The 26,573-nt window shown below is 36.9% G+C and carries 26 protein-coding genes and 1 pseudogene; 17 read left to right on the top strand and 10 right to left on the bottom strand.

From position 1 onward, the window contains the following. Window positions 1-123 precede the first annotated feature (123 nt). Together gerQ and C9J35_RS05420 are read right to left on the bottom strand one after the other, a co-directional pair. The gene (gerQ, locus tag C9J35_RS05425) at window positions 124-459 is read right to left on the bottom strand and encodes a spore coat protein GerQ (RefSeq protein WP_107923709.1); all 336 of its coding nucleotides are present in this window, start codon (window positions 457-459) and stop codon (window positions 124-126) included. A gap of 20 nt (window positions 460-479) precedes the next feature. Further along, the gene (locus tag C9J35_RS05420) at window positions 480-905 is read right to left on the bottom strand and encodes a cell wall hydrolase (protein WP_107923708.1); all 426 of its coding nucleotides are present in this window, start codon (window positions 903-905) and stop codon (window positions 480-482) included. 248 nt (window positions 906-1,153) lie between these two features. Here C9J35_RS05420 and C9J35_RS23510 point away from each other — a divergent pair, with 248 nt between their 5' ends. Then, window positions 1,154-1,324 carry a hypothetical protein gene (locus C9J35_RS23510; RefSeq protein ID WP_167395924.1) on the top strand — a complete coding sequence of 57 codons (171 nt, stop codon included), beginning with the start codon at window positions 1,154-1,156 and terminating at the stop codon, window positions 1,322-1,324. 222 nt (window positions 1,325-1,546) lie between these two features. After that, window positions 1,547-1,729: a hypothetical protein gene (locus tag C9J35_RS05415; RefSeq protein WP_054767344.1), complete on the top strand. Its 183-nt coding sequence runs from the start codon at window positions 1,547-1,549 to the stop codon at window positions 1,727-1,729. Window positions 1,730-1,887: 158 nt separating this feature from the next. Here the strand turns inward: C9J35_RS05415 and hemQ are convergent, their stop codons facing one another. Continuing rightward, window positions 1,888-2,637, bottom strand: coding sequence for a hydrogen peroxide-dependent heme synthase (gene hemQ / locus C9J35_RS05410; RefSeq protein ID WP_107923707.1), 750 nt, complete (start codon window positions 2,635-2,637; stop codon window positions 1,888-1,890). Between the two features lie 158 nt (window positions 2,638-2,795). On the opposite strand from hemQ, the gene lipL reads away from it, so the two are divergent. Beyond that, entirely contained in the window at window positions 2,796-3,629 is an 834-nt protein-coding gene (gene lipL, locus C9J35_RS05405; protein ID WP_054767345.1) for an octanoyl-[GcvH]:protein N-octanoyltransferase, read from the top strand. Window positions 3,630-3,670: 41 nt separating this feature from the next. Here the strand turns inward: lipL and C9J35_RS05400 are convergent, their stop codons facing one another. Continuing rightward, window positions 3,671-4,318, bottom strand: coding sequence for an RsfA family transcriptional regulator (locus C9J35_RS05400; RefSeq protein WP_107923706.1), 648 nt, complete (start codon window positions 4,316-4,318; stop codon window positions 3,671-3,673). A gap of 235 nt (window positions 4,319-4,553) precedes the next feature. Here C9J35_RS05400 and C9J35_RS05395 point away from each other — a divergent pair, with 235 nt between their 5' ends. From C9J35_RS05395 to C9J35_RS05380, 4 genes and pseudogenes are all read left to right on the top strand, one after another. Continuing rightward, window positions 4,554-4,781 (top strand): YuzB family protein, encoded by a 228-nt coding sequence (locus C9J35_RS05395; protein WP_107923705.1) that lies wholly within the window; start codon window positions 4,554-4,556, stop codon window positions 4,779-4,781. Between the two features lie 246 nt (window positions 4,782-5,027). After that, the gene (locus C9J35_RS05390) at window positions 5,028-6,332 is read left to right on the top strand and encodes an HD domain-containing protein (protein ID WP_107923704.1); all 1,305 of its coding nucleotides are present in this window, start codon (window positions 5,028-5,030) and stop codon (window positions 6,330-6,332) included. 515 nt (window positions 6,333-6,847) lie between these two features. Next, window positions 6,848-12,124 (top strand): collagen binding domain-containing protein, encoded by a 5,277-nt coding sequence (locus tag C9J35_RS05385; RefSeq protein ID WP_107923703.1) that lies wholly within the window; start codon window positions 6,848-6,850, stop codon window positions 12,122-12,124. Between the two features lie 91 nt (window positions 12,125-12,215). Continuing rightward, window positions 12,216-13,509 (top strand): annotated as a pseudogene (locus C9J35_RS05380) (IS3 family transposase). 91 nt (window positions 13,510-13,600) lie between these two features. Here the strand turns inward: C9J35_RS05380 and C9J35_RS05375 are convergent. Then, complete coding sequence (locus C9J35_RS05375) at window positions 13,601-14,269, bottom strand: class A sortase (RefSeq protein ID WP_107923702.1); 669 nt, start codon at window positions 14,267-14,269, stop codon at window positions 13,601-13,603. A gap of 177 nt (window positions 14,270-14,446) precedes the next feature. Further along, window positions 14,447-14,632 carry a 2-hydroxymuconate tautomerase gene (thmT, locus tag C9J35_RS05370; RefSeq protein ID WP_024362848.1) on the bottom strand — a complete coding sequence of 62 codons (186 nt, stop codon included), beginning with the start codon at window positions 14,630-14,632 and terminating at the stop codon, window positions 14,447-14,449. A gap of 204 nt (window positions 14,633-14,836) precedes the next feature. Between thmT and C9J35_RS05365 the strand changes: the two genes are divergently transcribed. Beyond that, complete coding sequence (locus C9J35_RS05365) at window positions 14,837-15,352, top strand: YwhD family protein (RefSeq protein WP_107923701.1); 516 nt, start codon at window positions 14,837-14,839, stop codon at window positions 15,350-15,352. A gap of 460 nt (window positions 15,353-15,812) precedes the next feature. Here C9J35_RS05365 and C9J35_RS05360 read toward each other — a convergent pair whose 3' ends face one another. Then, window positions 15,813-17,873: a transglycosylase domain-containing protein gene (locus C9J35_RS05360; protein WP_107923700.1), complete on the bottom strand. Its 2,061-nt coding sequence runs from the start codon at window positions 17,871-17,873 to the stop codon at window positions 15,813-15,815. 312 nt (window positions 17,874-18,185) lie between these two features. On the opposite strand from C9J35_RS05360, the gene speB reads away from it, so the two are divergent. Further along, window positions 18,186-19,058 carry an agmatinase gene (gene speB, locus C9J35_RS05355; RefSeq protein ID WP_107923699.1) on the top strand — a complete coding sequence of 291 codons (873 nt, stop codon included), beginning with the start codon at window positions 18,186-18,188 and terminating at the stop codon, window positions 19,056-19,058. 197 nt (window positions 19,059-19,255) lie between these two features. On the opposite strand, the gene C9J35_RS05350 is transcribed toward speB, so the two are convergent. Both C9J35_RS05350 and C9J35_RS05345 read right to left on the bottom strand, forming a co-directional pair. Beyond that, window positions 19,256-19,624, bottom strand: a complete 369-nt coding sequence (locus C9J35_RS05350) for a RidA family protein (protein WP_107923698.1) — start codon at window positions 19,622-19,624, stop codon at window positions 19,256-19,258. Between the two features lie 154 nt (window positions 19,625-19,778). Next, entirely contained in the window at window positions 19,779-20,576 is a 798-nt protein-coding gene (locus C9J35_RS05345; RefSeq protein ID WP_235616203.1) for a threonine ammonia-lyase, read from the bottom strand. An 830-nt stretch (window positions 20,577-21,406) separates the two neighbouring features. Here C9J35_RS05345 and C9J35_RS05335 point away from each other — a divergent pair. The 6 genes from C9J35_RS05335 to C9J35_RS05315 all read left to right on the top strand — a co-directional run bounded on the left by C9J35_RS05335 (window position 21,407) and on the right by C9J35_RS05315 (window position 24,446). Next, window positions 21,407-21,589, top strand: coding sequence for a hypothetical protein (locus C9J35_RS05335; protein WP_107923696.1), 183 nt, complete (start codon window positions 21,407-21,409; stop codon window positions 21,587-21,589). Between the two features lie 85 nt (window positions 21,590-21,674). Continuing rightward, window positions 21,675-21,821, top strand: coding sequence for a hypothetical protein (locus C9J35_RS23505; RefSeq protein ID WP_167395923.1), 147 nt, complete (start codon window positions 21,675-21,677; stop codon window positions 21,819-21,821). A gap of 346 nt (window positions 21,822-22,167) precedes the next feature. After that, window positions 22,168-22,659, top strand: a complete 492-nt coding sequence (locus tag C9J35_RS05330) for a hypothetical protein (protein ID WP_054767351.1) — start codon at window positions 22,168-22,170, stop codon at window positions 22,657-22,659. A 243-nt stretch (window positions 22,660-22,902) separates the two neighbouring features. Continuing rightward, window positions 22,903-23,400 (top strand): hypothetical protein, encoded by a 498-nt coding sequence (locus tag C9J35_RS05325; protein ID WP_054767352.1) that lies wholly within the window; start codon window positions 22,903-22,905, stop codon window positions 23,398-23,400. 190 nt (window positions 23,401-23,590) lie between these two features. Then, complete coding sequence (locus tag C9J35_RS05320) at window positions 23,591-23,869, top strand: hypothetical protein (protein WP_054767353.1); 279 nt, start codon at window positions 23,591-23,593, stop codon at window positions 23,867-23,869. A 121-nt stretch (window positions 23,870-23,990) separates the two neighbouring features. Beyond that, complete coding sequence (locus C9J35_RS05315; RefSeq protein ID WP_054767354.1) at window positions 23,991-24,446, top strand: hypothetical protein; 456 nt, start codon at window positions 23,991-23,993, stop codon at window positions 24,444-24,446. Between the two features lie 422 nt (window positions 24,447-24,868). On the opposite strand, the gene C9J35_RS05310 is transcribed toward C9J35_RS05315, so the two are convergent. Beyond that, window positions 24,869-25,096: a helix-turn-helix domain-containing protein gene (locus tag C9J35_RS05310; protein WP_107923695.1), complete on the bottom strand. Its 228-nt coding sequence runs from the start codon at window positions 25,094-25,096 to the stop codon at window positions 24,869-24,871. A 222-nt stretch (window positions 25,097-25,318) separates the two neighbouring features. Here C9J35_RS05310 and C9J35_RS05305 point away from each other — a divergent pair, with 222 nt between their 5' ends. Then, complete coding sequence (locus C9J35_RS05305) at window positions 25,319-26,119, top strand: helix-turn-helix domain-containing protein (RefSeq protein WP_054767476.1); 801 nt, start codon at window positions 25,319-25,321, stop codon at window positions 26,117-26,119. A gap of 118 nt (window positions 26,120-26,237) precedes the next feature. After that, entirely contained in the window at window positions 26,238-26,462 is a 225-nt protein-coding gene (locus C9J35_RS05300) for a hypothetical protein (RefSeq protein WP_167395922.1), read from the top strand. Window positions 26,463-26,573 lie beyond the last annotated feature (111 nt).

Below are 26,573 nucleotides of genomic sequence, written 5' to 3'. Positions count from 1 at the left end.
GGCTGAAAAGTCTGCAAGTTCGTTACGAAACTTTGCGTTATTCATCTTAATTGAACCGCCGTATACGGAACCGTATGTACGGTGGTGTGAGAGGTCGGGAGTTAATCACTCCCTCCTACTCGATTATGGATTTTGATTAAAATAAGACATTTCCTCATCATATTCGGCAAAATCAAAATAGATCATTGGGAATAAGAAACGGTGATTGGATTTCAATTCACGTAAAATAACATGATCCCGTCCAGCAGCTTCTACTACACCTCGTACGGTCTTTGTATTCTTCCCTTGTTCTACAGCGTGCTCAAAGGAAAAGTGGAAAGTACCTGGCTTACCCCGATTTAAACGTAAAATGTTTTCAATATACGATTCCTCACGTCCAGGGGGCCGTCCGCTTGGAAGCGTCACTGGTGGAGGTGTCATTTGTGGCTGTGTTGTTGGTGTCCAATAGTAAGGCATCATAAGTAACAACCTTCTTTCAATTAAATTTGTGGACAATCACTTTCAGTTGGCGAGAAAAAGCAATGCGATTTAAAACGACCTGTATTCCATTGACCATACCATTGCGCAGGGCAGTCACCCGCAGGCATGAAAAACCAAAGAGAGCGGGTAGCTGGATGAAATCTTTCACCTTGAATAGTTCTTTTCGCTAATTTAATATCTTGTGACCGTGCACGTTGATAAAAATAGCCTTTTGTTGTTGCTTCAAAGCCCCCAGGACGCTGAAAAACCATTTGCTCAAGCGTTCGAATATCACCAAAATCAAGACAATCTGCTCGGACACGATTGACGCCAACATTGCCGACCATGAGCATACCTAATTCTCCATCACCTTCGGCTTCGGCACGCATAAGCCTAGCAAGCAGAGCTGTCTGCGCATCATTCGTTTTTATAACAGCGATTTTCATACCTCCTCGCAGACAGTATATGCAGGAAGGTATTGTAGACATGTTCAATTTTGGTGAGAAAGAAATTCACGTTTTGAAAATATTAAGCATATATTAGTATGAATGAGTAGTCTGCATACAGGCTAGAGATGTCGACAGTAAGAGATTTTTTTTAAAAAAAACTTGGGTAAATATAGGGTAAGTAGATTTTGGGGGAACCTGAGATAGATAATTTGCATGTGTATTGCATACATGTGAGGTGACAAGAGATGGGGATTGGTGTATGGGTTGGTATTTTATTAAGTGCAGTGCTGGCATTTTTGCTAGGTAGTTTTTACGGTCAGCCACTCCATTGGTATCTATTCATTTTAATCATTATCGTGGGTTTTTTCATTAATACGATTATCTTAATTTTGAAAGTAGAAGACGAAAGCTCATGAAAGACTCGCTGTAGGCAAGCGATTGAGGTCGTTATTGTTGAGACTGTGTCTCTTGGGTATTAACATCAACAAAGCAAAAAAGTGCCATCGTAGAGGGATGGCCTTTTTTGTTGTTTTTATGTGCTTAAAGTTAACGATACTTAAACTTCGCAAGTATATTGAAAAAGAATTGTGACATACTAATGTGGAAAGTTATCTTTGCTTTCATGAAGGAGTGTTACAATGCGTATTTTTGGTATGTTTGTAGCAATTTTCGTAAGTGCATTCTTGGCTATTGGAATAGCGGAGTACTATCATCAGCCATATAATTGGTATTTAATTATTCTTATGGTACTTACGGGATTTTTTATTCATACAATTATTTTAATTTTAGAATCGGAGAACGGCGAGGAGAATGAAGCCTAAAGCTAAATAAAGTGAGTCCAGTTATCTGGACTCACTTTTTCATTTGCAATATTGTCGCACAGGCACGTTCAATGTCTCTATTAACGCTCACGGCAATTACATAAGAATGAGTTGCACAAAGACATGACGTTCTTTTCGACAAGCATGTATTTTTCTAATTATACTGTTAAGAATTTCACTAATTTTTCGTTATCAAGTAAGTTACCAACGAAGAATGCACCGAATTCACCATAGCGAGCTGAAACTTCATCAAAGCGCATTTCATAGACTAATTTTTTAAATTGTAATACGTCGTCTGCGAATAATGTTACGCCCCATTCGTGATCGTCGAAACCAACAGAACCAGTAATAATTTGTTTCACCTTACCAGCATAGCCACGGCCAATCATACCGTGAGAACGCATTAACGATTTGCGATCGTCCATTGAAAGCATATACCAGTTATCATCGCCCTGACGACGCTTGTCCATTGGATAGAAGCAGACATAGTTAGCACGTGGAAGTTCAGGGTATAAGCGTGCGCGTACATGTGGATTTTGGTATGGGTCTTCATCTGAATCGCCAGCTAAATAGTTGGAAAGCTCCACAACAGATACATAAGAATATGTAGGAATTGTAAAATCAGCAATTGCTAATTTGTTAAATTCAGCTTCAATCTCTTGTAGCTCGTCCATTGTTTCACGTAATGTCATAATCATAAAGTCAGCTTTTTGACCTACAATTGCGTAAAATGCATGAGCGCCTGTTTTAGCAACGTCTGCTTCATTCAATTTGTCTAAATAAGCAATAAATTCTTCGACTGCTGCTTGACGTTCTTCAACAGAAACTAGTTTCCATGAAGCCCAGTCAATTGAGCGGAAATCGTGTAAAGCGTACCAACCATCTAAAGTAATTGCTGCTTCATTCATTATTCAAAACACTCCTTTATAAATGAAAATCATTCACATTTAGTTTATCATAGTTTGCTCTAAATCCCTAAGTTCATGATAGTGATTTCACCAATTTGACACCTTCAATAGATAATGTATGCTAAAGAGAAGAGATGTAAATAGAGGAGCTCTAGTAAATGAACAGATTTTTACAACAACCGATTTGGCGTTTTTATGATCAATCTATCAGCATGAAATATAACTCGCCCCTTGAATCTTTTGCAACAGATGATACTTTATGTCAACTAGTGGGCCAACTTCAATCCCCACCAACTATACGAACATGGGTACATGATGCGGCAGTTGTGCTAGGGATTCAAGATCATCGTTTGCCATATGTGCAACAAGGCATGAAAGTGCTGGAGGCTCGTGGCTATCATCCGATAGTCCGTAATTCTGGTGGTCTAGCAGTTGCTCTTGATACAGGTGTCCTTAATATTTCAATTGTTTTATCCGAACAAACAGAAGCACTGAGCATTGATGCTGGCTATGATGTCATGGTAGCTCTTGTAAAGGCATTATTTCCTGAAGCTGCGGATAAAATTGAAGCCTATGAAATTGTGGGCTCCTATTGCCCAGGTTCCTATGATTTAAGTATTCAAGGGAAGAAATTTGCCGGAATCTCACAGAGACGCTTACGCCAAGGCGTAGCCGTACAAATTTATTTATGTATTGAAGGAAGCGGTGCAAAACGAGCGGCCCTTATTCGCGATTTTTATGAGGTCAGCTTACAGGGAGAGGAAACAAAGTTTGCGTATCCACAAATTGTGCCATCAGTTATGGCCTCCTTAAGCGAACTCGTAGATGCTTCATTAACAGTTGACGCTGTTGTTATTCGCTTACAGCAAATACTTCACGATTTAGCCCACGAAGTTCATATGGAACCCTTCCATGATGAGGAATTAACGTTATATTCATTTTATTTACAACGTGTTTTACAACGAAATGCAAAAATGCTAGAACCAAAGTAAATTTTAAACTAGCTTGTCATCCATAAAAAAAGGCGATGCTGCTAACTTAGCACATCGCCGTTTTCATTTTGATACGGACTGCTAGTAACTAGATTGCCGTTTTTCTCCATTTTAAAAACAGGAGCAATATATTCTTCCTCTTCATCTAGTGTTACAAGTCGTCTAGCACGGTTCATAATTTGCACAAATTGCTCATAATCTCTACGAATAGATCTGTTTTCTTCTTCCAACTGTGTAATTGTCTTCTCTAGTTTTTTATTTTTCTCAGATGTTACGTGGACAAGTTGTCGCCATTTCGAAGACTCATTACCTATTTCACCAGAATGTTGTAAACGTAGTAAGTACGCTATAACAATATCAAGAGATAGTGCAGACAGTGGAATTGACTTGCTTTCTGTATGACTACCACTTACTGCAAAAATATTAGATGTACGGCGTCTTGCAGGAGCACCTAATACTCGCATTCTCTCTTTTCTCTCTTTTTTTGCTTCAGCTAATTGTTCCTCATAAGTCTTCCGAACAACAGCATTCCAACGGAAACCACATGCAGCAGCAGTACGGTTCAGTGCGTCACCAGCTTCTTCAAAGGCATTTAACTGTGTACTACCTTCCGTGACATGACGGATTACCGCCTCTGCCAATAATTCATCATTCTCTTCTAACCAAGCATCTTGTCTTACTTTACTCATTTAAAAAACCTCCCACCTTAATTTGGTACTACTTATTTATGTCTAGCATGACCAATCTTTTAACCTTTTATTCATCTATGTGGAAGGAATTATGCTTGAATACAAGGTGAAAAGTGCGATACAATACCCGTTGTAGGTTTGTGTGTATGCTACATACTTAAATATGTGAATGTCATACGTACATTAGAGTCGTTTATTATTGAAAAAATACTATATAGAAAGGGTTGTTGACAAAATGGCAAACGAATTTAAAGTTTGCGATGAATGTCAGGCCGTTAACTTAAAAACGTTAATTCCAAAATTAAAGGAAATCGATCCTGATGCAACCATCGAAATTGGCTGTCATTCTTATTGTGGCCCAGGTCGTAAAAAAACATTTACCTTTGTAAATAGTCGCCCTGTTGCTGCACTCACTGAAGAAGAGCTAATGGAAAAAGTTCTAGCGAAATTGAAAAGTAAGTAATAAAAGGCTATCTTCACATCGTTGAAGGTAGTTTTTTGTGTATTGATGACAAGATAATTCTTAATAAAGTCCTTATCTCTCATATTTTGATGTACTAGGCTTTCCTATGAGGCCGATTGAAACCTAGGTTACGTCAATAATACGTTGAATTAGGTTGATAGTCGCTATAATTACAGAGTAATGTATATGCTAGTCCTACAAGTATTGCATATAATAGAAGAAATACGAAATGGGGGTGCTGTACAAATGACACAATATGCTAACGCAAAGTTGCAAGAAGAGAAAGTATTCAAGGATCCAGTTCATCGTTATGTACACGTACGAGACCAAGTGATTTGGGATCTAGTCGGTACAAGAGAATTTCAACGATTGCGCAGAATTCGTCAGCTCGGTACAACGTTTTTAGTTTTTCATGGAGCAGAGCATAGCCGTTTTAGTCATTCACTGGGTGTTTATGAAATTGTGCGCCGCATTGTTGATGATATTTTTACAGGTCGCCCAGATTGGGATGAGAGCGAGCGATTGCTTGTGCTTTGTGCAGCCCTTTTACATGATTTAGGGCATGGTCCTTTTTCACACGCCTTCGAAAATGTATTTGAGCTAGATCATGAATTTTTTACAAGACAAATATTACTTGGTGATACAGAAGTCAATGCCGTACTAAAAAAAGTTGCAGGGGATTTTCCAGAGAAAGTATCACAAGTAATTGAAAAAACTTATCCAAATAAGCAAGTTGTGAGTTTAATTTCTAGCCAAATTGATGCTGATCGAATGGATTATTTACAACGAGATGCCTATTTTACAGGAGTGAGCTACGGACATTTCGATATGGAGCGTATTTTACGGGTCATGCGTCCACGCAAAAATCAGGTAGTGATTAAGGCAACCGGTATGCATGCGGTAGAGGATTATATTATGAGTCGCTATCAAATGTACTTACAAATTTATTTCCACCCTGTATCACGCAGTGCGGAGGTCATTTTAAATAATATTTTAAAAAGAGCTAAGCAATTAAGTATGGTAGGCTACAAATTTAAGCACGAACCTACGCACTTTTTAGCTTTCTTCCGTAACACAATAACGTTAGAGGATTATTTAGCCTTAGATGAAAGTATTCTTTTTACGTATTTTCAATTGTGGATGCAAGAGGAAGATGCTATTTTAAGTGACTTAAGTCGTCGTTTTGTCAATCGAAAGCTTTTTCAATACATTGACTTAGATCCGGGTGTGGAACTGGAAAAATATCAAAAATTACAAGAGTTATTTAAGCAAGCGGACTTAAATCCCGAATACTACCTTGTACATGATACAACCGCTGATTTACCTTATGACTTTTATCGACCAGGAGAGGAAGAAGTACGTGTCCCTATTTTTCTGGAAATGAAAAATGGAGAATTACGTGAACTATCACGAGAATCCATAATTGTTGATTCTATTTCTGGGCGTATGAAGCGCGACCATAAAGTATACTTTCCCCGCGATTTTTTAGAAGATAGCAGTACGCATTCGATTGTGAAGAAACAAATACTAACACTATTACAAGGACGATGACATAATTTGTAATCGCCAAAAAAAGTTTTAATGAATAAAGAATGTATAGTACATGTAGGGAACTAAACTTTCGCTCATACAAAAGTAACAAAAAAGCACTAATCATACTCATTTTGAGTACTGATGTAGTGCTTTTTGTATTATATAAATACATAGCGAATAGAAGTATTACAAATTACTATAGGAATTTATTAATGAAAAAGTGGAATTGTTTAGAATTTGTTCAGTGCCGTTTTCTATAATGTATCTAAAATCTAAAAGGGGGTGAGGCCCATTATTTTGGCGTCACACCAGTTAATTTGGATACATGCAACTGCCTATATACAGCATAAAAAGTCACCATGATAGTCTACCGCGTATAGGACTGTTTTTGATGTATCCGCAAGGACGACGAGTATTTGAAGGGAAGAGAGACAAACCTATTGTTTGTAGCATACCTTTCCTAGATTCAGAAAGGATGCAACGTCGTCACAAACATCAACAGGTAGCTCTCTGAACTTAAAAAGGAGAGAAACATGAAAAAATTAAATTTAGCAATCATTACATTGTTGCTCGTGTTCCAAACCGTGCTATCGCCGATTGCAGTGTTTGCGGACGAACTAAATCCTCCTCCAGCAACAACTGATCCGGTACAAAATCCTGAAGAAACACCAACAGCAACACCAGAAAGTGGAGCACCTGCACCTACTACTACCACTGAAGGTACTAGTACGAGTGAAGGGACAGTGGAAGAAGGGGCTACAGGTGAACAAACACCAGAAAAGCCGGATGATTTAACTTCAACTGATCCTGAGACAAATGGTAATGGTGAAGCAACAACTGAGGGAGAGGACACTGTAACAGAAGCGAACGACCCACCGACAGAGGGTGTGGATAATGATGCAGTTTTACCAAAACCTACAGATGTGCCGGCAATCGAGAATGCTGGTGTACCGCAAGAAATCCCTGTAACAGCAGTAGATTTTGAAATGCTAATTGATGGAGAAAAAGTCACAGCACCATCTTATGACAAAGAACTCCAACAAGGTCAAACAGGAACTATTACATTCACATTTACAGCAAACTTAGAGAATACGCATGCAGCGGGAGATTACTTTACGTTTAATTTACCAGCGTCTATTATAGACTACCAAAAAAACTTCCAGGGATTTAAGGCAGCAGGTCCAAATAATCCAGCGTTTTCTTACGCAACAGTTGGTCAAACAGTCACTGTTAAATTAGATGAAACCATTACGGATCCAAATTTAATAGGTAGTGATGTAAAGCTTATTGCCACATTTGAATCAGGCTTTAATCTACAAGGTGATAGCTTAGAGCAAGAAGTAGTTATTCCCGATGGGAAAGGTGGAGAGGAAACCGTTACAATTACATTCCTTCCATCAACAAGCAATCAGAAGATTTCAAAAGAAAGTAAAGGTGTTCAATCTGTAAACGGCGAAAGAATCATCGATTGGGAAGTTTGGGTTAACCGAGCTGGCAAGGACTTAAATGGTGCTACTCTAACGGATAATACGAGTGTTAGCAATAGCGCAATGCATGAAGTTGTACCAGGCTCTGTACAAGTGACGCAATATGAAATGGGTTTAAATGGGTATAAAGAGGATACAGCAAACCCCACTTACCTAGAAAATGCTAATTTTGATGATATTTCATTAAACGGTAAATATGCTTATAAAGTGAACTATCAAACAAAAGTAATTGAGATTAATCCAGAGGGAGAAAAATCTTTCAATAATACGGTCACATTAAATAATGGTAGTTCAGAAACATCGCCTGTTGCGACACAGAAAATCAAATACGGTGATGCGCTTGCCAAAGGTCTTATTACAGGGAATAACTATAAATCTTCATGGGAGATTAAATATAATTATAATGAAGTGAAAATTGATAACCCTGTTATTAAAGACACCCTACCAGGCTCACATAAAATTGATACAGATACTATTATAGTATACAAAGTGCAGGTAGATGAAAACGGCAACGAAATTGGAACGCCTATTGAATTTAGTAATTACTCCGTCAAGAAGATGACAGATGGCTTTGAGCTAAATTTTGATGACCCAGTAACAGAAGCCTATAAAATTACGTATGATGCGTTTTACGAGAAAGATTTTTATACTGGGAATGGCGAAAAGTTAACGAATACAGTGACAAATGGAACGATTACAAAAACAGCGCCTCACACAATGACAGAAAACATTTTAACAAAATCACGTTCCGTAAACTTTGACACAAAAGAAATTACTTGGACGATAACAGTAACGGCCGATAATAAAGCTATGAACGGATTAAAAATCGTCGATACGTTTGAAACAGCTAATAAAAAAGGGAAGCATACGCTTGTTGGTGGAGCTAACGGTATTACTGTAAGTAATATGACGGGGCACACGATTGCGCTTATCGATGAACACGATGTAAGCAAAGGGTTCACTTTAACAGGTGGTACTATTGCCAAAGGTCAAACAGCGATAATTACCTATAAAACATCTTTTGCTATTGCAGACGATGGTTCTGTTGTAGATGGTGGATACGGCAATACAGCTACAGCTGAGTGGACTAGTGACGAGCCATATGAAATAACGAAAGAAGCTGATTATACACCTACCACTACAACTCAAAATAATGGTAGCAAATCAGGGGAATTCAACTATTTAGATCAAGAATTCACTTGGGAAGTTAAAGTGAATATTAATAAGAAAGATATTAATGGAGCACTATTAACTGATGTACTGGGTGATGGGCATGAAATCGACGATACGTCATTTACTGTCTATCAGTATACACTTACAACAGGTGATGATAATGCTGGGACGAGAGGAAACATATTAGACCCTAGTAAGTATGATTTAACGGTTGCACAAGATAACAAGAGTTACACGCTAAGATTCAAAAATTTAGATGCAGCAACAAACAATAATGTGTACCTTATCGAGTATAAAACAAAGGATTCCAATCATATTTTAGGAATTGAATCGAATAATGCTAATGAAAAAGGTGACACGTATACGAATACAGCTACATTTAAAACGTTGGGCGAGACGAAAACTTATGAACTAACAGCATCAGTGAAGGTGGATGTAGCGAATAATTTATTATTGAAGAATATCACATCGGCAGGTAATAATAGTAACCAAACAATTACTTGGAAAATAGATGTAAATAAATCACATTCTACTTTAAAAAATGTCGTCTTAACAGATACACCATCTGGTAATTTAATACTTATCCCAGATTCTATTCAGATTCGACCTTATGTGTTGAATGCAACAGGTATTTCTGAAGGTTCATCTTCGACTTGGAAGAGCCCATCCGAGTTTGGTGTAACAGTAGATTACGATAAAGTGACGGGAGGCTTTTCACTTAACTTTGGTGACCTAACGAAAAAAGGCTATCAAGTCCAGTACAAAACAATTGGATTAGGCCAAAAAGGTCAAGAGTTTAGCAATAGTGCAAAAATAACATTTAATGATGCGACAAGTAAAAACCAAGAAACAGGATCAGATAAACAGAACGCTTTCAGTTTCAGTAGCTCAGATACAGATTTCCAATTAACAAAAGGAAACGCAAAATTACAGAAGGTAGGGCTTAATCCAGCAACAGGTGAAAAGCATGCACTTGCTGGCGTAGAGTTTGAATTAACCAAAAAAGTAGGAAGTAATGTATATGTCATTGCTAAAGCAATTGCTGATGCTGATGGTTACTTTGAATTCAATTCCATTAATTACGGCACATACTATGTGAGTGAGGTTGCGGCACCTAACGGTTATTCAAAAATGGACGATCAACAATTTAAACTGGATGCAACCACTGATTCCATTGTAGTACCGGATAAAGTCACTGAAGTAGAAAATGTTAAAATTGTTAATTCTGGAGAAATGTGTCCTAACTTTACACTAACTATCAAAGATGTTGATGGTGAACTTGTGGTAAATAAAGAAATCACATTACAAGACGAGAAGGGCAATGTGAAATTTACAGGAACCACTACTAGCGAGGGGAAAGTAATTATCCCACGTGAAGGTTCTAAGTCGGTTAAAGCAGGTGCATATAAAGTATTTGATGGAACTGAAGAACTTGGGTATGTGACTGTAAAATACGGTATGAACGAATGCCAGGCTGAATTACAGCCTACTAATTCATGCACACAATTCACAATTACATTAAAAGACAAGGATGATAATCCACGTACAAATGTAGCAGTGACATTAAAGGATAAGGCAGGGAAGGTGATTATCTCAACAACGACTGATGAGCATGGTAAATTCAAAGTTCTGCCAAATACGCCATCAGGAAAGTACGATCTTTATGAAGGCAAACAATTCCTTAGCGAAGTAGTAGTTAGTTATAAAAATGGTTGTGAAACAGAAGTAAAACAAGCACCTACTTGCCCTGTGTTTACATTAACTGTGAATGATGTAGATGGTAAACCACGTGAAGGTGTGACAGTTACAATTAAAAATGTAGATACAAATACTAACATTACACAAACTATTAACCCTACTGATCAAGAGGGGAAAGTGAAAATTACAAATCTGGAACCAGGAAAATATGTGGTCTATGATGGTGCAAAAATAGTTGGAGGGTTTACAGTAACTACAGATTGTGAAGCAACAGTGCAACCAGTGCCAGCATGTCCACAGTTTACATTAACGGTGAAAGATGAAAATGGTCATGTCCGCGCTAACGTTAACAATATATCGATTAAAGATACAACAGGAGCAACTATTGTAACTAACAAAACGACAAATGAATTAGGTCAAATTAATATACCTTCTACAGACATTCCTTCTGGTGAGTACAATGTATATCAAGGTGAATTATTCATTGGCCAAATAACAGTTCAGTATTCAGTAAATTGTGAGGCAGAAATAGTAGCAGCACCTACATGCCCATCTTTTACATTAACCGTACAAACGGAATTTGGAACACCACTTGTGAATGCAAAGATAACAATAAAAGATGCAGCTAATAACAGTGTTAAAGATGCAAACAACAATGAAATTCTAACAACTAGTGTAGCAGGAACAATTGTCTTACCAAACAAAACTATTAAACAAGGTACGTATCGTGTATATGAGGGAAGTCGTTTAATTGGCTCGTTTACAGTAAAAGGTACATGTTCAGCACTAGTAAAACCTACATCAACAGGTGGAGGTGGTGGTTGGACACCAGATCCAGAAAAGCCAGTGGATCCAAGTAAGCCAACACCAGATCCAGAAAAGCCAGTAGATCCAAGTAAGCCAACGCCAGATCCGGAAAAGCCAGTGGATCCAAGTAAGCCAACACCAGATCCAGAAAAGCCAGTGGATCCAAATAAGCCAACACCAGATCCAGAGAAGCCGGTGAATCCAGAAAATCCAACACCGGAACCGGAGAAGCCAGTGAATCCAGAAAATCCATCAACAAATCCGGAAGAATCTGTTGATCCAGAAAAGCAAGTGACACCTGGAAAACCACAAACGTCTAAACCATCCGTACAAGATATCATTGACCAAGGGAAAAACTTACCGCCATATAATCCTTCTACGGCAACTAAAGACACGTTAGATGAGTATAAGGATTTCCTCAATAAATTTAATAATTTATCTAAAGAGGATCAGGCAGTAGTAGCGCAGTCTCTTGATATTGACAAGATCAAAGCGACAGCTAAACAATTGGAAGCGCAATTAAACACGAAAGGCAAGCTTCCACAAACAGATGGAGCAGATCAAAAAGTGCTTACACTAATTGGTTTACTTCTTGTTTTAGGTGCAGTGTACTTCTTGCGTCGTCGCACTGCTGGAATGAAATAATTTTGCATAAGAAAACCCCAAGATTTTATAGTCTGAAGTGAGCTGCGCCCCAATTGTTAGACCATCTAACAATTGGAGGTGCAGTTTTTCTATGGCAGTTGAGCGTTACTTAAATGGAAATGAAAGTGCTAATAAAATAGCTAAATCTTTGGAGGCTGATAAAAAGGCAATTTTTAAATGGGTTAAACAATATGAATACAATGGTGTTGAAGCTTTTATTCAGCCATATACAAATTACACACTAAAGTTTAAAATGGGTGTACTAAATTTTATGATTGAAAATGGTACGTCCTTAATCGAAACGGCAGCGATTTTTAAGATACCTGCCCCTTCAACAATTAGTGTTTGGAGAAAGCAATATGAAACACAAGGATTAGGTGCCCTTCAATCAAAGAAAAAGGGGCGTCCATCCATGAAAAAAGAATTCAATAAACAATCGAAACAAGCACCAATTGAAGGTTCTACCGAAGCACTTGAAGCACGTATTAAACAACTAGAAATGGAAAATGAGTATTTAAAAAAGTTGAATGCCTTAGTTCAAAACAAGGAAAAATCACCAAACAGGACAAAGCACAAGTAGTCTATGCGTTAAGGCATAAATATTCGGTGAAAGCACGTAAAAGTCGCTGGGATTCCACGAAGTACGTACTATGATTTAGTACAACGTATGAATCAACCAGATCCAGATGCCGATTTAAAAGCAGAAATAAAGGCGATTTATGAAGAACATGAAGGGCGTTATGGCTATCGTCGTATTCGTGACGAGCTAGTGAATCATGGGCAAAAAGTAAATCATAAAAAAGTGCAACGAATCATGAAAGAACTGAGTTTAAAGTGTGTTGTACGTATGAAAAAATATAAATCTTAAAGGAAAAGTTGGCAAAATTGCGCCAAACATTTTAGACCGTCATTTTACGACTGAGGCACCTCATGAAAAATGGGTAACGGATATCACAGAGTTTAAATCATTCGGAGAAAAGCTATATTTATTTAATGGAGAAATTATCACGGATACAATTGGCTCTAGACCAACCTATTCACTTGTTTCAGACATGTTGGACAAAGCGTTGGAACGTTTACCTGAGCACCACCAGCTACTTATGCATTCCAATCAAGGCTGGCACTATCAAATGAAGAAATATCGTCGCGTCTTAGAATCAAGAGGGATTGTTCAAAGTATGTCTCGTAAAGGAAACTGTTACGACAACGCTGTTATGGAAAATTTCTTTGGAATAATGAAATCTGAATTCCTTTACATGAAGGAATTTGAAAGTAAAGAGCATTTTAAAATAGCATTAGAAAAATATATCAATTACTATAATACGAAACGGATTAAGGCAAAATTAAAAATGAGTCCAGTGCAATACCGAATTCATTTTACCTAAGCTGCCTAATGAAATAACCGTATCTAACTTTTAGGGGTCAGTCTTGGGGTTTTTTATATAGGTGTTGTCATTCACATTCAGATTATTGTCATTAGAATGTCTCTGATAGTTTTGACGATGCGTCGTCGAAAGGATATTGCTCTATAAAGTCGGCTTTAACTGCAAGTCGTTTCGTACCATTATCAGCACATGTAATGAGCGTCAAAATAGTTTTATCAGGAATATCATCGATAACGAAAATATCTGTAGCCGAGATGATTTCTTTTGTCGCTAATTTATATTCATAGATATTCGTTAAATCTGATAAAAAAATCGTATCGCCTACTTTAGCATTGTACAATGGGCTAAATAAAATGTCCTTTTCTTCAAAGTAGTGGCCTGCTAACGCATAGTTCCCTTTTCCGAGCTTTTGATGAGGCTTCATAGTTCCTGCCCCGACAGCAAGTGAGACATTACCAACACCTTTGACGATAGGTAGTTGCATACCAACACTTGGTACAGCAATGCTACCAATGACAGGCATTTTATCTAACTTCGTTTGAGCCTTTAATACCTCACCAATGGATAGAGATTGTACCGCAGCGAATTCAAAATCTGCAGCTGCATTTTTGTTTTCTTCAATATCGTCAGGGCTGTAATCGGTTGTATTTAATTGGTCACTCAAATGAGCAATAATAGCATTTTGAATAGGATTAATAAAAATAAGTAAAAAGCCAATAAGCAACATACAAATCAATAAGGTCAATTTTAGTTTTTTCATGTGCTTTGTCACCTCCTAGTGTTTAATAGAAGCAAGAGTAAATACCGGTGATAGAACGCTGGATAGTGTAGATAAAATCAAGAAAGGCACTGATAAATCTTAACTTTACGCTGCTTCCATCTCGCCGGATTGTGAAAAAAAGGATAGAGCGTTAAGTTGCTCTACCCGTATACTTTATTATTTATCGCTAAAGCGAACGCCTGCAACACCGTAATGGTTTTTAGACATTTCTTCGATGAAAACTGTTACGTTTTCAACAGGAGCGTTTACGGTGCGTGAAACGGCTTCTGTTACTTCCTTTACTAGTGCACGCTTTTGTTCCTCTGTACGGCCTTCAATCATTTTCACTGTTACGTATGGCATAATATTGCCTCCTTTAATGAATTATGTTGTATAGTTAGTTTATAAGAAATTATAAACTTCTTGCTTCGTGTTTAGGCATTCGCGTGACAAATCAAAGTTCGCTGTATTCACGGTTCTCTGGCATAAGTCAGATGGCGTGACAACAGTCATGAAAGTGCGCAAATATGCTTTACTTTATAATAGCAGAATGGAGGAAATTAAAGTATGGCAAATGAAGAAAAACCAAAACAAAAAATGGGTTTTACGATTATAAAAAATGACCCAACGGATGGCCATAAAGGCTTTGGTGTCGGATCGCTTTCACTCGAAAACGTGTCACCAGTCATTATTGATATAGAAGAGGGTAGAGCGTCAGTCGAAATTGGTGCTATGCATGCACGCAGTGATGTAGAACGAGGTATTAAATTTACGACAAATCGTGCTGATTCTGAGGGCGGAAAGCCGTACTGGTTAGTTTGGGTGACGATTGATCATAAAGCGGATGGACCTTACTATGCTGGAGTGACAGCCTGTGAAATGGTAGTAAACCGAGAAAAACGTCGTGGTTATAAAATTTTAGCTGACCATGTAAACAAAATGGATAAATCAATGAAGCGTCATATTATTGTAGAGCATATGGATACACCTTCTAAAAAAATACTTGCTTCTTTCCTTGAAGAGCTTAATCCAGAGCTTTGGGTACGTAGTGAGGAGCAATTACGTCAAGACTTATTTGTATAAACAACATGCAATGATTGAACAATCTGTGACATTTTGCAATCGCTTTCGATATAAGGTTGAAAGTAGTTATGAAAAAAAGTACACTTGATGCAGAGCTTACATTTTAGTAAGCTAGGACACTTGGTCTCGCGAATAGTGATGAGCGCTATGCGGCATTTGTACAACCCAAGCCGAATGCCCCATGATTCTCATCCTTTCCGCTGACCATAAAACAAAAAAAAGCTTTCTGTTCCCACGGACACGTCTCCGGGGAAGAGAAAGCTTTTTTTATGTCCAGTACTAATGTCACCACTTCGGCAGCAACAGGATGTTTAACATCAGTACTGATTAGTTCAACTAATAATCGGTGAAGGCTGAAGATCGCTCTTCCGATTACAGTTTTTTATATTGGTATCTTTGTCGAGAGCTTCACTGATTATAACGCATGTTATTCGTAAAAGTTCCACATTGTTGGGTACTTTTATCCTTCCCCTTTAAAAATGGAGAACGGTAGCATATTCCAAAATTCTCCCCATGTATTGCTATCAAGAATATCAAAGTTCGTGCATTTTTCTGTCGGAACATCTTGGGTATTTAGATAAACGAGACGCTGCTTAGGACAGGCGTCTGTTGCCAGTTTCCCTGTTTCAATATCGATGACGACTCCTTTAACATCTTTTGGTTTTGTAAAATCTACATTTTTTGTCCCTTTATTGACATTTTCCATAAAGTCTATCCAAATTTGCTTTGTTGCAGCCATGTCTTCTTTGGCAGATAGGTTTTTGCCCTGATCATAGCCGTTCCAGACGCCGGCAGTTAAACTTGGTGTATACCCGATCAGCCATTGGTCACTATTGGTAGAGCCTGATTTTGCTGCATACGTATGAGTCATACGAGAGCGAATGGCAATCCCTGTCGCTGGTGAATAATCACTAAAGACTGGATCGAAAATGCCTGTCATCATTTCTGTTAGCACATAGGCATCCTCTTTGGAAATCACTGTTTCTGCTTTTTTCTCGACTTCTTTATTTTCGTAGATAACATCACCATTAGCATTTTTAATGGAAATAATGGTTGTTGGTAAAGTTTTTTGACCTTGAGACGCTAGAATATTATAAGCATTTGTCATTTCATAGAGCGTTGTTTCAACTGTTCCAAGAGCAAGCGATAAGTTGTCCTTAGCACCAATATTTACACTAAAGCGGTTCGCCATATCATGGAAGTTCTTGAAGCCAATATCTTCTAGCGTTTTCACCGCATAAATGTTATCGGAAATCGCTATGGCTTGTGCCATGGTCATATCATGTTCTGCAAATTCACCGTTCACGTTTTTGGGTGCATAGGTTGCACGGCCATTATCATAGGTGAAGGTTGTTTGTCCAACATCTAAGAAAGTCAGTGGCGTATAGCCATTTTCCAGAGCAGCCGCATATAAAATCGGTTTAATGGTTGAGCCTGGCTGCCTTTTTGCTTGAGTGACCCGGTTAAAGGAACTTGTTGCATAATCCCGACCACCAACAAGCGCTGTGACAGCTCCTGTTTTAGATTCCATACTGACGAATGCGGCTTGTAGGTCGTTAGCAGGCATATTGCTTGCCACTGCTTCTTCAGCCGCCTTTTGGTGACCTTGGTTAAGTGTAGTTTGAATTGTCCAGCCACCTTCACTGATGTCTAGATTTTTTGTTTTCAGGATTTCACTAGCTTCTTGCCAAGCAACGTCTAGGAAATAGGGAGCGACTGACTTAGAAGCCACCCACATATCATTTTTTAAGACTAGCTGCTCTTCTTCAGCACGAGTCTTTTCGGCTTGTGTAATGGCACCCTGATCGGCCATCAGTTTTAAAATAACATGTTGGCGATTGGTCGCCTTATCAAGGTTAGCGATTGGTGAGTAAATACTAGGTCCTTTTGGTACGCCAGCTAACATAGAGGCTTCAGCAAGTGTCAAATCACTAGCAGACTTCCCATAGTAATACCTACTGGCTGCTTCGACCCCGTACATGCCATGCCCATAGTACACTGTATTTAAATAGCCCTCTAAAATTTCATTCTTGTCATAAAAAACTTCTAATCTATAAGCGTAAATTGCCTCATTTGCTTTCCGTGTCCATGATTTTTCATGGGATAAATACAGGTTTCGAGCGTATTGTTGGGTAATTGTACTAGCACCCTGAACTTTACTTCCTGCTTTAATATCAACTAAAATCGCGCCCGCAATACGAGAGAAATCAAAGCCGTTATGCTTATAAAAATCTTTATCTTCGACGGCAACTGCTGCTTTCACTAAATAGGGTGACATCTCGTCAAGGTCAACCCAATAGCGGCGCTCGTTTGTAAAGTGATCCCCAATCTGGTTGTCGTTTTCGTCTAAAAAGATAGAAGCTTTTGGTACGGTTAATGGTGGTGCACCAGCTACTTGCACATAGACGCGTAACGCTATGAATGCTACTACAATTGCAGATGCAAAGGCGACAAAAAGTGTAAATGCTTTGCGTGTACGTTTCACACGCTTTTGCTTACGTTGATAACTTTTTCTTTTCATCTGACTTCACCTCGTTTTCTCACAACTTAGCTTTAGTATGTGTCTGAACATTCTTATTTAATCGAAATTCTAAGCAAAAACTATTGCACTTTATTCAAAAACATCTATACTTTTTTTGTACTGTTTGAAATGATAGCATTCGACATAAGCATCACACTTTGTAGATTTTACGCGAATTTTGCTAGTCGTTCCAATAAAGTATACGAGGATGCGGGTATTGAGGTTTCATTACAAACCTGTAAGTCCATAAGTGAAATGACGATTGTAATGTATTTTTAACGGTTAAGTTCAGATATTAATGGAGGGCTAGAAATGAGATTTGATGAAGCTTATTCTGGAAATGTTTTTATAAAAAGTCATCCGACATATGAGGATGCGCAGGCAGTCATTTATGGCATGCCAATGGATTGGACAGTTAGTTATCGCCCAGGCTCTCGTTTTGGTCCACAACGTATTCGCGAAGTATCTATTGGACTTGAAGAATACAGCCCATATTTAGAGCGGGAATTGGATGAAGTAAAGTATTTTGATGCAGGGGATATTCCACTACCGTTTGGGAATGCACAACGTTCACTAGATGAAATTGAAAAATTCATTGTAAAACTTTTAGAAGATGGCAAAATTCCTGTCGGCATGGGTGGCGAGCATTTAGTATCATGGCCGGTGATGAAGGCAGTCTCTGCAAAATACGAAGATTTAGCAATCATTCACTTTGATGCACATACAGATTTACGTGTTGAATATGAAGGGGAACCACTTTCTCACTCAACGCCAATTCGTAAAATTGCAGAGCATATCGGACCAAAAAATGTGTATTCGTTTGGTATTCGTTCAGGCATGAAGGAAGAATTTGAATGGGCACAAGAAAACGGCATGCATATTTCAAAATTTGAAGTGCTAGAGCCGTTAAAAGAAGTATTACCAACACTAGCAGGACGTAATGTATACGTTACAATTGATATAGATGTGTTAGATCCAGCACATGCGCCAGGTACGGGCACAGTAGATTGTGGAGGAATTACATCAAAAGAATTACTAGCGTCAATACACGCCATTGCAGCGAGTGGTGTAAATGTAGTTGGCTTTGACCTAGTTGAAGTGGCTCCAATCTATGATTCATCTGAAATGACAGCGAACACAGCTTCAAAATTACTTAGAGAAATGATACTGGGTTGGGTAAAATAAGGTACAAAGTTACGGCTACATTTGTGCAATAAAAGTAAAGCTGTCAGTCGCAATGACAGCATCGAAGTTGCTCGCAGAAAAGCTATCTGATAGGGAAAAGTAAGTAGGTTAATAACCATATGTGCGATGAAGCTAAGCAATAATCGTAAGCAATAAAAAAGGGTATTCCATTTATGGAATACCCTTTTTTATTTTATTTATAGTTCTGCCACAGCCTCTAATTCAATTAAGCAACCGTGATTTAGTTCTTTAATAGGAATAATTGCACGTGCAGGTTTATGCTCACCAAAAAATTTAGCATAGGCTTCGTTCACTTCTCCCCATAACTCGGAAGAGGTAATATAGACTCTGCACATCACAACAGCTTCCTTTGTAAGTTCACTTGCTTGGAGCACAGCCTCCATTTTTTGGAGTGCCATTAATGTTTCGCCTTGAATACCACCTTTAGCAGGCTTGCCTGTAACCGGATCAGCTGAAGTTTGCCCAGATATATACAAATGGCCGTTACTAATCATACCTGGCGTATAATGCCCCAAAGGTTCTTTATCTAAATATACTCGCTTCATGTAATTACCTCCTACAAAGTTTGTAATTGATTTAATCCGACATTGCCACCTGAAATAAGAAAGCACACATTATCATTTTTTTTGATTGGTACAATCCCTTGAAGTGCAGCCCCAATACCTATTGAGGAGGAAGGTTCGGCAAGCTGTTTGCCGTCTAGTAGTAAATCTTCATGCCACTATAAAGAAAATCTTCCTCTACGCTCACAACTCTATCAACAAGTTTTTGCACAATAGGGAAATTGCGCTCACCAGGTTGTAAAGTTAGCAGAGCGTCTGCTAAAGATTTTTGTTCTTCTACAAGTAATCTCTCGCCGGCTTTTAGGCTTTTTGCATAACGTGAAACGACAGCGGGTTCTGCCCCGATTACTTTGACGTGAGGTGCTAAAGATTTTATAGCGGTCGCTACACCACTAATCAGTCCGCCGCCGCCCATTGGAACAACAATCGTATCGACGTGTGGCAATTGCTCTAAGATTTCTAAACCTACCGTTCCTTGACCTGCCATAATATGATAATCATCATAAGGGTGAATGATGGCATAATTGTGTGCTACGCTTAGTCTTTCAGTCACTGCATGTCTTTCGGCAAGCTTACATAACACAACATTTGCGCCAAGTGCACGTATACCCTCCACTTTAACGATTGGTGCAGTATCTGGTAAGACGATTGTTGCTTGAATGTTTAGTAACTTTGCTGCGTAGGCAACACCTTTACCATGATTACCAGAGGAAGCGGCAATAACGCCATTTTGTAATTGTTCAATTGGCATCGAAAGCATTTTATTGAGAGCACCACGTAATTTGAATGAGTTAGTTTTTTGCATATTCTCTGCTTTTATAAATACGTTGCAACCTAAAATATCGTCGAGTCCATATAGACGGATAACAGGTGTTTCATAAATATAAGGTGCAAGTTTTATTTTGGCAGCTTGAATTTTCTCAAGTGTTAACATATAGCAATCCTCATTTCTATTAGTAATTTGAAAGTTCTGAAAAAATAGTACAACTGTAGTGTTTGCGGAAATATCTGTCAATACAATATAGTAGTTTAATGTTAGAAAAACTGTATCGAAAGAGAAGCTCCATTTGAAGCATGCATTTGAAGTGCTACTTTTTATATTGTTGGTATGTAGATTTCGATAACAGGTTTAGGTTAGACTGTTACATCTGTTGCAATATCAGCGAGATAACCGATCGAGCCACCATAAACGGAGTTTTTTGGGAGTTTATCTTTAAGGATAATATTGGTTCACCAACGGCAACAACTGCTACCATTCGATTTGTTAGAATAACAGCTATTGTATTGGGCTTCCTTCCTCACAGAGTTATACAGACACTTTACAGAGATAAATCTAATGTAAATCGAGATCTTCGACACAATGGTGATCAATACAAAATAGGTAATGTATTAACAACATATGATTTAAAACGGTTTAAACCTGAGGATATTGAGAGTTTAGTGGAAAGTGGTGCAATTAACTTAGAATAGTAAGAAGTATATTGCTCTCTATTTGAAATTAGCCATAACTCTATTTATGAGTGGTCTTTTCACTAGTGGAAGGATGCGACATCAAACGAGTGACCAAGTATTTAAAACAATCAGCGGAACAGTACCAGGTGTAATTAAAGGACCAAACGACTCGCTTTAATGATTAGCAGAGAAAGAGAACAGGAAGCGACAAATAGAAATTTTAGAGAGGGCGTACGAGCGCTTTTCTTCATCTTGGATGTTTATACCCAAACAAGCTATAGAAGTGATTAAAAGAGCGAGAGAAGGTTGATTATGAGTTACTACGGGGGGGGAGTGAAAAAGTATCTTAAATTTATCGAGGCATACTATGATGCAGATACAGAAGCCGCAGAGCAACGTTCGAAAGAAATCTCTAATGATATTGAAGGGCCAGCACCAAAAGTTAAGCTGACATCGGTGCAACAACTGAAGAAGAATAAAAAGAGAGCAATGTAGCAATTGAATAAACTGTTTATATAGACACTTACCTTTGGGTAGGTGCTTTTTATTGTGTGCGGAAGACAAAAAGGAGGAAGTTAAAGTGACAAATTGGAATCCAGGTACACCAGCTATGAAAACTGAAACAGAAAACTTTATTGCACAAGCTGTTAAAGAGGGTGTTATTCAGGCTTCACATTTGAAGGATTTAAAGAATCGTACAATGACAAATGATCGCTTATATGATTAATAACAGTATAAAAATGACAGATTTGTGAAAGTGATATTCACAAATAATAAATAAAAAGAGATAGTTAAAATACAAATGTCAAACATTCTGTGACAAATACAAAAAAACAAATCTTTTGAACTATAAAAAAGAAAATATCGCGCCAAAAAATGGCGTTGTACATGGCGGGAACTGGCGTGAATTAGAATAACACCGCCAAAAATTGGCGTTCAATTTCCATTGAATTGGATGTATTGGTAATGATAGGATTAAATTAACTCGAGGGTAAGACATCTAGATTATAAATTTCACATATTATTTACGTAAATTAAAATACTTAAAAATATAAAATTTGGAGTGACATCTTATGAAATTTACAAAATTGGCAGCAGTATCTGCATTAACTTTAGCTTTAGCAGGAACTAGTATGGCATCTGCAATGGCAGATGAAAAAGAAACAATTAACACAAACATTCAGGAAAATGAAGAGAGTACTATTGATTCGAATCACGAAGAGTATTTTGGTAGTGATTCTTGGAAATGGGTAAGATCAGGAATGGCAAGCTACATTAACCAGCCATTAGTAAATGGAGAATTTAAAAATTCATTCCAAGTTGGTACAAGTAAGTATGACATAAGATATAACATTGCAAATAGAGGTTCAAATAATTTTACTTGGAAAATTTACACTCCTGGCGGTAGTATTTGGAATTCTGGTACTTTAAAACCTGGTGAATCTAAAACTTATACTGCATGGGCTGATCTAGATTCTATCCCTGTTGGTGAATATAAGATCTCAATTATTTCATCTAATGGTGGTCCAGGAGCATTTGATTTCGCTGTCAGATCATTAAACTAGACTATTAATTATTATATATTAATAATCATATGAACTATCAAAAGTCCAGGTACTCAAATTTTTGAGCCTGGTCTTTTTTAGTTACAAATTAATAAATCACTCATTTTGAGTGACTTAAGACTCGGGTGTTTTATTGGTAGTATTTATTCAACTAACGAAGCAAGTATACAGAATAAGAAAAAATTGTTAATTTTTTTGCTATAATTAATTTGAAATAAAATAAGTATTGCATAGGAGAGAATTATGAAAATATATAAATTAGCACATATATGTTCTATTTGTATTATTTTATCAGGATGTAGTATGTATTCATCTCAAACAGAAGAACCATCTTCCAATGGAGAGTCAAAAGTAATCAAAAATGAACCAGTTGCGTTGGATACTACTCAAAAGAAGAAAGAGAAAGAGTTAAAGGAAGAGCGAATTGAAGTTACTCATGAACGTATGATTGATGAACAAATAGTGTCTTCTCTTGGTGAAAGTAAATCATATTTTACAATTCACGGAGATTTGAAGGTTAAGATATATTTATTGAATACTGGCACTAAAAGCTTTCGGTATAGTATTCGAAATGCGGATGATAAAAGACAGGTTGCAGCTGGTCTCTTGAAGGAGAATGAAAGTTTTGAACAGGTATTTAATGATTTACCAGAAGGGGCTTACTTAATTTCATGTGTAGTTCAAGAAGAAACTCCTCCAGTAGATATAGCTTTGTCAGTGAAGGTTGAGTTAGGTAAGTAGAGTAGTAAATCGTTTGAATTAGTGAGTAAATGTCCTTCAACAGGAGCTATGATTGAGTAATCCATAAAAAGACCACTCAGTGATGGGGGAACAATAAATAGGCTTTATGAAAAACACTTACTTCGGTTGGTGTTTTTTATTTGTTAGAAATTGATATATAATAATTGTAAGTGGAAATCAAGGAATATAAATGAATTTTGCTCACTATATTAACGTCACAAAAACAATATATCGACTTGCTTGTAATAGACAGATCAGTAACAGTGTTGAAGCTATTCAACAATTAGGAAATTATATGTATCAACTAACATTTGATGAGATAAAGTTTATTCAAACAGTAATGCATTTAGGAAGAGATACAACAGATGAAGAACGTTTAAAATATTCTAATAAGGAATTATTTGAGAGCCAAAAACGTTATCTTGAAAGGAAATTTTGGAGTAAAAGAGAGCTAGAAGCTGACCACTAAATAAAGATAATGCAGATGTAGTAATGAGTATTCTAAAAGGTATGAATGATAGTGGTAAGACAATTATTTTAGTTACTCAGGATGAAGAAATAAAAAAAAGAGGAAAGAGAATAATTTAAATATGAAAAAAAATAAGAAAAGAATTATTATAATTTTGGCAACTGTATTTTTCCCTGTTTTTATTTTATATAATCTATTTTGGTATGGATGGATGAAAAATAAATATACTGCTTATAAAGAAGGGTTAAACGAATTTGTACCAAATAGAAGTTACGTACTATCAGAAAGTTCCTATTTGTATAATGTGAAATTCCCAAATTATTTATCGTTTGTAGGAAATTTAGGTGTTGCAACAGATGACAATAAAATTGCACTAATCATATGGCCATCATTCTTTGGAGAAAATACATATGGTGTTCAAATAAAGGACGAGAATGACCAAGTGTACTCTATAATGATTAAAAGAGATTTAAGTGTTGTTGATAATGAGAATGCTGATTTAATTAAAAATAATAAAGAACAAATTGAAATATTATTCAAGAAAGCACAAGAAAAGTGGGGCGACAGTGTTTTATAGTAAAAATTCTTACATTATATTTTAAAAACTAAAAGTGATTAATTTTCTTCTTAATCAATAAAAAATATAACTGTGTATTTACTTTAAGTAAGAAAAGTAAATACACATATTAAACATGATTTTCCGTTTGATAGTATTATAAATTGAATTTATAAAGATTATACACTGTGCGGGGAACATAATAGAATCTTTTGGTGGATGTCCCACCGCAATGTCCTACCGCTAAAATGTTGAAATCCATTAGGGGAGTAAGTCTTAAACGATGAAATTTGGAACTTAATCATTTATTCTTTTAATCTTTTAAAACATGCTCTTAATAATTAATATATATATTTAAGCAGCTGCAGAAATGTGGTTGCTTTTTATTATGGCCAAAAGAAAAACAGCCTCGTAATGAGTAGCAGTTTTTTGCTGTGTTAAATTTACTTTTTTGGCTCTGGAGTAAACTCTAATAAATCAGATAGTTTACATTCAAAGACTTCGCATAGCGTTATTAAGGTTTTTAAATTTGTCGATTTCATTTCCTCATCAGTTCCTTTATACAACCGATTAATAGCATTTCTACTAAGTCCCGACTTCTCCATTAATGCTGATATTCCATCAATACGATGTTCAGCCATTAAAATTCTTAAATTTGATTTTATAACCATTAGAAGACCTCTTTTTTAGTTTGATTATAGCACTTTTGAAGTTAAATTGTTTCCCAAAATATTAAAAAGTAACCTTGAAAGGTTAAAATGTAAATTTACATTAACTTTTTGGGATGATATATTAACCTTGTGGAGTTAATTTGTTAGAGAAGACTTGTTTATCATCAAATATTAATCAGCAAATGAACTAATCAGTTGATACAGGAAAGTGAGGTGAAAACGGTGGCCTTTGAATACTTAGCAGCATACACAAGATTTGAATCAATAGCAGATATGGATAAGAATGTGGAGGATCATATAGCAGCGCACTATTATGATTTGACTGAATCAGAGCGTGCCATTGTTTTCAAACTTGCTAGTCATTCATTGGAGTATCCAAGAGCTTGTCATTTAAAAGCTTCAACGATTGCTGCAGCATTGGAGGTCAGCACAAAGACAGTTTACCGTGCTATTTCAAAATTGGAATTGCTAGGAATCATTAAGAAACAAACAACTACGAAGGTAAAGGGAGGCCGTGATGCAAACATCTATATTATTTTGCCGTATCAATTAGAAGCATGTGGAAGCTCTGACAAACCTTTTGTGCAAGAGACGATACAAAGTGATGTTGCTCTATTAAAAGAAGTCTATAAACGGGCTCATGCTGATAGAGAAGTATGCAAAGAGTTTATGAATGAATATCAGCAAATGCTTTATGATTTTATGCATTCGTTACCTCTTCCAGACAGCTTTAAAGAAGAGCTGTATAAAGTGGTAATGGCATCTAATGTAAGTAACATTCATGAATTTATATTGGCCAAGAACATCATCTTTAAAATAGCTAATGACATTAAAGAAGGTGTGCTAACGGTCACTAGAACATTACGTGCCATATTCGTAGGGGCTCATAAAAAGGCATTACAACGGAGAGATAAGCATCCAACAACAAACACCTCATATATGAAGAAAGAATCTTCACGTGAGCGCACAGTGCCTTTCTATAACTGGTTAACTGAACGAGATGGACCAACAATAGTATTTTAATTGAAAGGAAGTGAGGACACATGAAGGTTACTGTTAAAGAATGGTGCGTCATGTCTGACCACAATAAACAATTACTTTTAAATGCGGTAGCAAACAAATAAACATATATAGAAGGGAAATGATGAACATGCAACAACAAACACAACACATATTAGAAAAAGTAGTACTAGAAAATAGCAACAATACTTATAGTTTATCTACACAGATGATTCAATTAGAGGTTGTACAACAGGCAGTAGCACATTTAATGGATAGAATTGATGAGATTGTTCATAAAGGTTGGGACAAAGACCGAGGAATGGCGTATTGTGCAATCAATGAAATAAAAGATCATTACGTTTAATTGATATGGCATTCTATCCACTGTTTACAAGAATGGCAGATGAAGTAAATACCGTTAATATTCACGCTCAGGAACTATTTGAGATAGTGATTGAAAATAAATCAGAGCTTT

The organism is Lysinibacillus parviboronicapiens (assembly GCF_003049575.1).
Classification (GTDB): Bacteria; Bacillota; Bacilli; order Bacillales_A; family Planococcaceae; genus Lysinibacillus; species Lysinibacillus parviboronicapiens.
This window is presented reverse-complemented; position numbering and strand designations above follow the sequence as displayed.

What these genes read in the sequence shown, in the direction of transcription:
- C9J35_RS05315 (WP_054767354.1), top strand. Translation starts at nt 23,991, where the DNA reads ATGAAAAAAAATAAGAAAAGAATTATTATAATTTTGGCAACTGTATTT.
- C9J35_RS05335 (WP_107923696.1), top strand. Translation starts at nt 21,407, where the DNA reads ATGAGTTACTACGGGGGGGGAGTGAAAAAGTATCTTAAATTTATCGAG.
- C9J35_RS05310 (WP_107923695.1), bottom strand. Translation starts at nt 25,096, where the DNA reads ATGGTTATAAAATCAAATTTAAGAATTTTAATGGCTGAACATCGTATT.
- gerQ (WP_107923709.1), bottom strand. Translation starts at nt 459, where the DNA reads ATGATGCCTTACTATTGGACACCAACAACACAGCCACAAATGACACCT.
- C9J35_RS05395 (WP_107923705.1), top strand. Translation starts at nt 4,554, where the DNA reads ATGGCAAACGAATTTAAAGTTTGCGATGAATGTCAGGCCGTTAACTTA.
- C9J35_RS05360 (WP_107923700.1), bottom strand. Translation starts at nt 17,873, where the DNA reads ATGAAAAGAAAAAGTTATCAACGTAAGCAAAAGCGTGTGAAACGTACA.
- thmT (WP_024362848.1), bottom strand. Translation starts at nt 14,632, where the DNA reads ATGCCATACGTAACAGTGAAAATGATTGAAGGCCGTACAGAGGAACAA.
- C9J35_RS05330 (WP_054767351.1), top strand. Translation starts at nt 22,168, where the DNA reads ATGAAATTTACAAAATTGGCAGCAGTATCTGCATTAACTTTAGCTTTA.
- C9J35_RS05375 (WP_107923702.1), bottom strand. Translation starts at nt 14,269, where the DNA reads ATGAAAAAACTAAAATTGACCTTATTGATTTGTATGTTGCTTATTGGC.
- hemQ (WP_107923707.1), bottom strand. Translation starts at nt 2,637, where the DNA reads ATGAATGAAGCAGCAATTACTTTAGATGGTTGGTACGCTTTACACGAT.
- C9J35_RS05400 (WP_107923706.1), bottom strand. Translation starts at nt 4,318, where the DNA reads ATGAGTAAAGTAAGACAAGATGCTTGGTTAGAAGAGAATGATGAATTA.
- C9J35_RS05320 (WP_054767353.1), top strand. Translation starts at nt 23,591, where the DNA reads ATGAATTTTGCTCACTATATTAACGTCACAAAAACAATATATCGACTT.
- C9J35_RS05325 (WP_054767352.1), top strand. Translation starts at nt 22,903, where the DNA reads ATGAAAATATATAAATTAGCACATATATGTTCTATTTGTATTATTTTA.
- C9J35_RS05415 (WP_054767344.1), top strand. Translation starts at nt 1,547, where the DNA reads ATGCGTATTTTTGGTATGTTTGTAGCAATTTTCGTAAGTGCATTCTTG.
- C9J35_RS05300 (WP_167395922.1), top strand. Translation starts at nt 26,238, where the DNA reads ATGATGAACATGCAACAACAAACACAACACATATTAGAAAAAGTAGTA.
- speB (WP_107923699.1), top strand. Translation starts at nt 18,186, where the DNA reads ATGAGATTTGATGAAGCTTATTCTGGAAATGTTTTTATAAAAAGTCAT.
- lipL (WP_054767345.1), top strand. Translation starts at nt 2,796, where the DNA reads ATGAACAGATTTTTACAACAACCGATTTGGCGTTTTTATGATCAATCT.
- C9J35_RS05345 (WP_235616203.1), bottom strand. Translation starts at nt 20,576, where the DNA reads ATGTTAACACTTGAGAAAATTCAAGCTGCCAAAATAAAACTTGCACCT.
- C9J35_RS05365 (WP_107923701.1), top strand. Translation starts at nt 14,837, where the DNA reads ATGGCAAATGAAGAAAAACCAAAACAAAAAATGGGTTTTACGATTATA.
- C9J35_RS23510 (WP_167395924.1), top strand. Translation starts at nt 1,154, where the DNA reads ATGGGGATTGGTGTATGGGTTGGTATTTTATTAAGTGCAGTGCTGGCA.
- C9J35_RS05350 (WP_107923698.1), bottom strand. Translation starts at nt 19,624, where the DNA reads ATGAAGCGAGTATATTTAGATAAAGAACCTTTGGGGCATTATACGCCA.
- C9J35_RS05385 (WP_107923703.1), top strand. Translation starts at nt 6,848, where the DNA reads ATGAAAAAATTAAATTTAGCAATCATTACATTGTTGCTCGTGTTCCAA.
- C9J35_RS05420 (WP_107923708.1), bottom strand. Translation starts at nt 905, where the DNA reads ATGAAAATCGCTGTTATAAAAACGAATGATGCGCAGACAGCTCTGCTT.
- C9J35_RS05390 (WP_107923704.1), top strand. Translation starts at nt 5,028, where the DNA reads ATGACACAATATGCTAACGCAAAGTTGCAAGAAGAGAAAGTATTCAAG.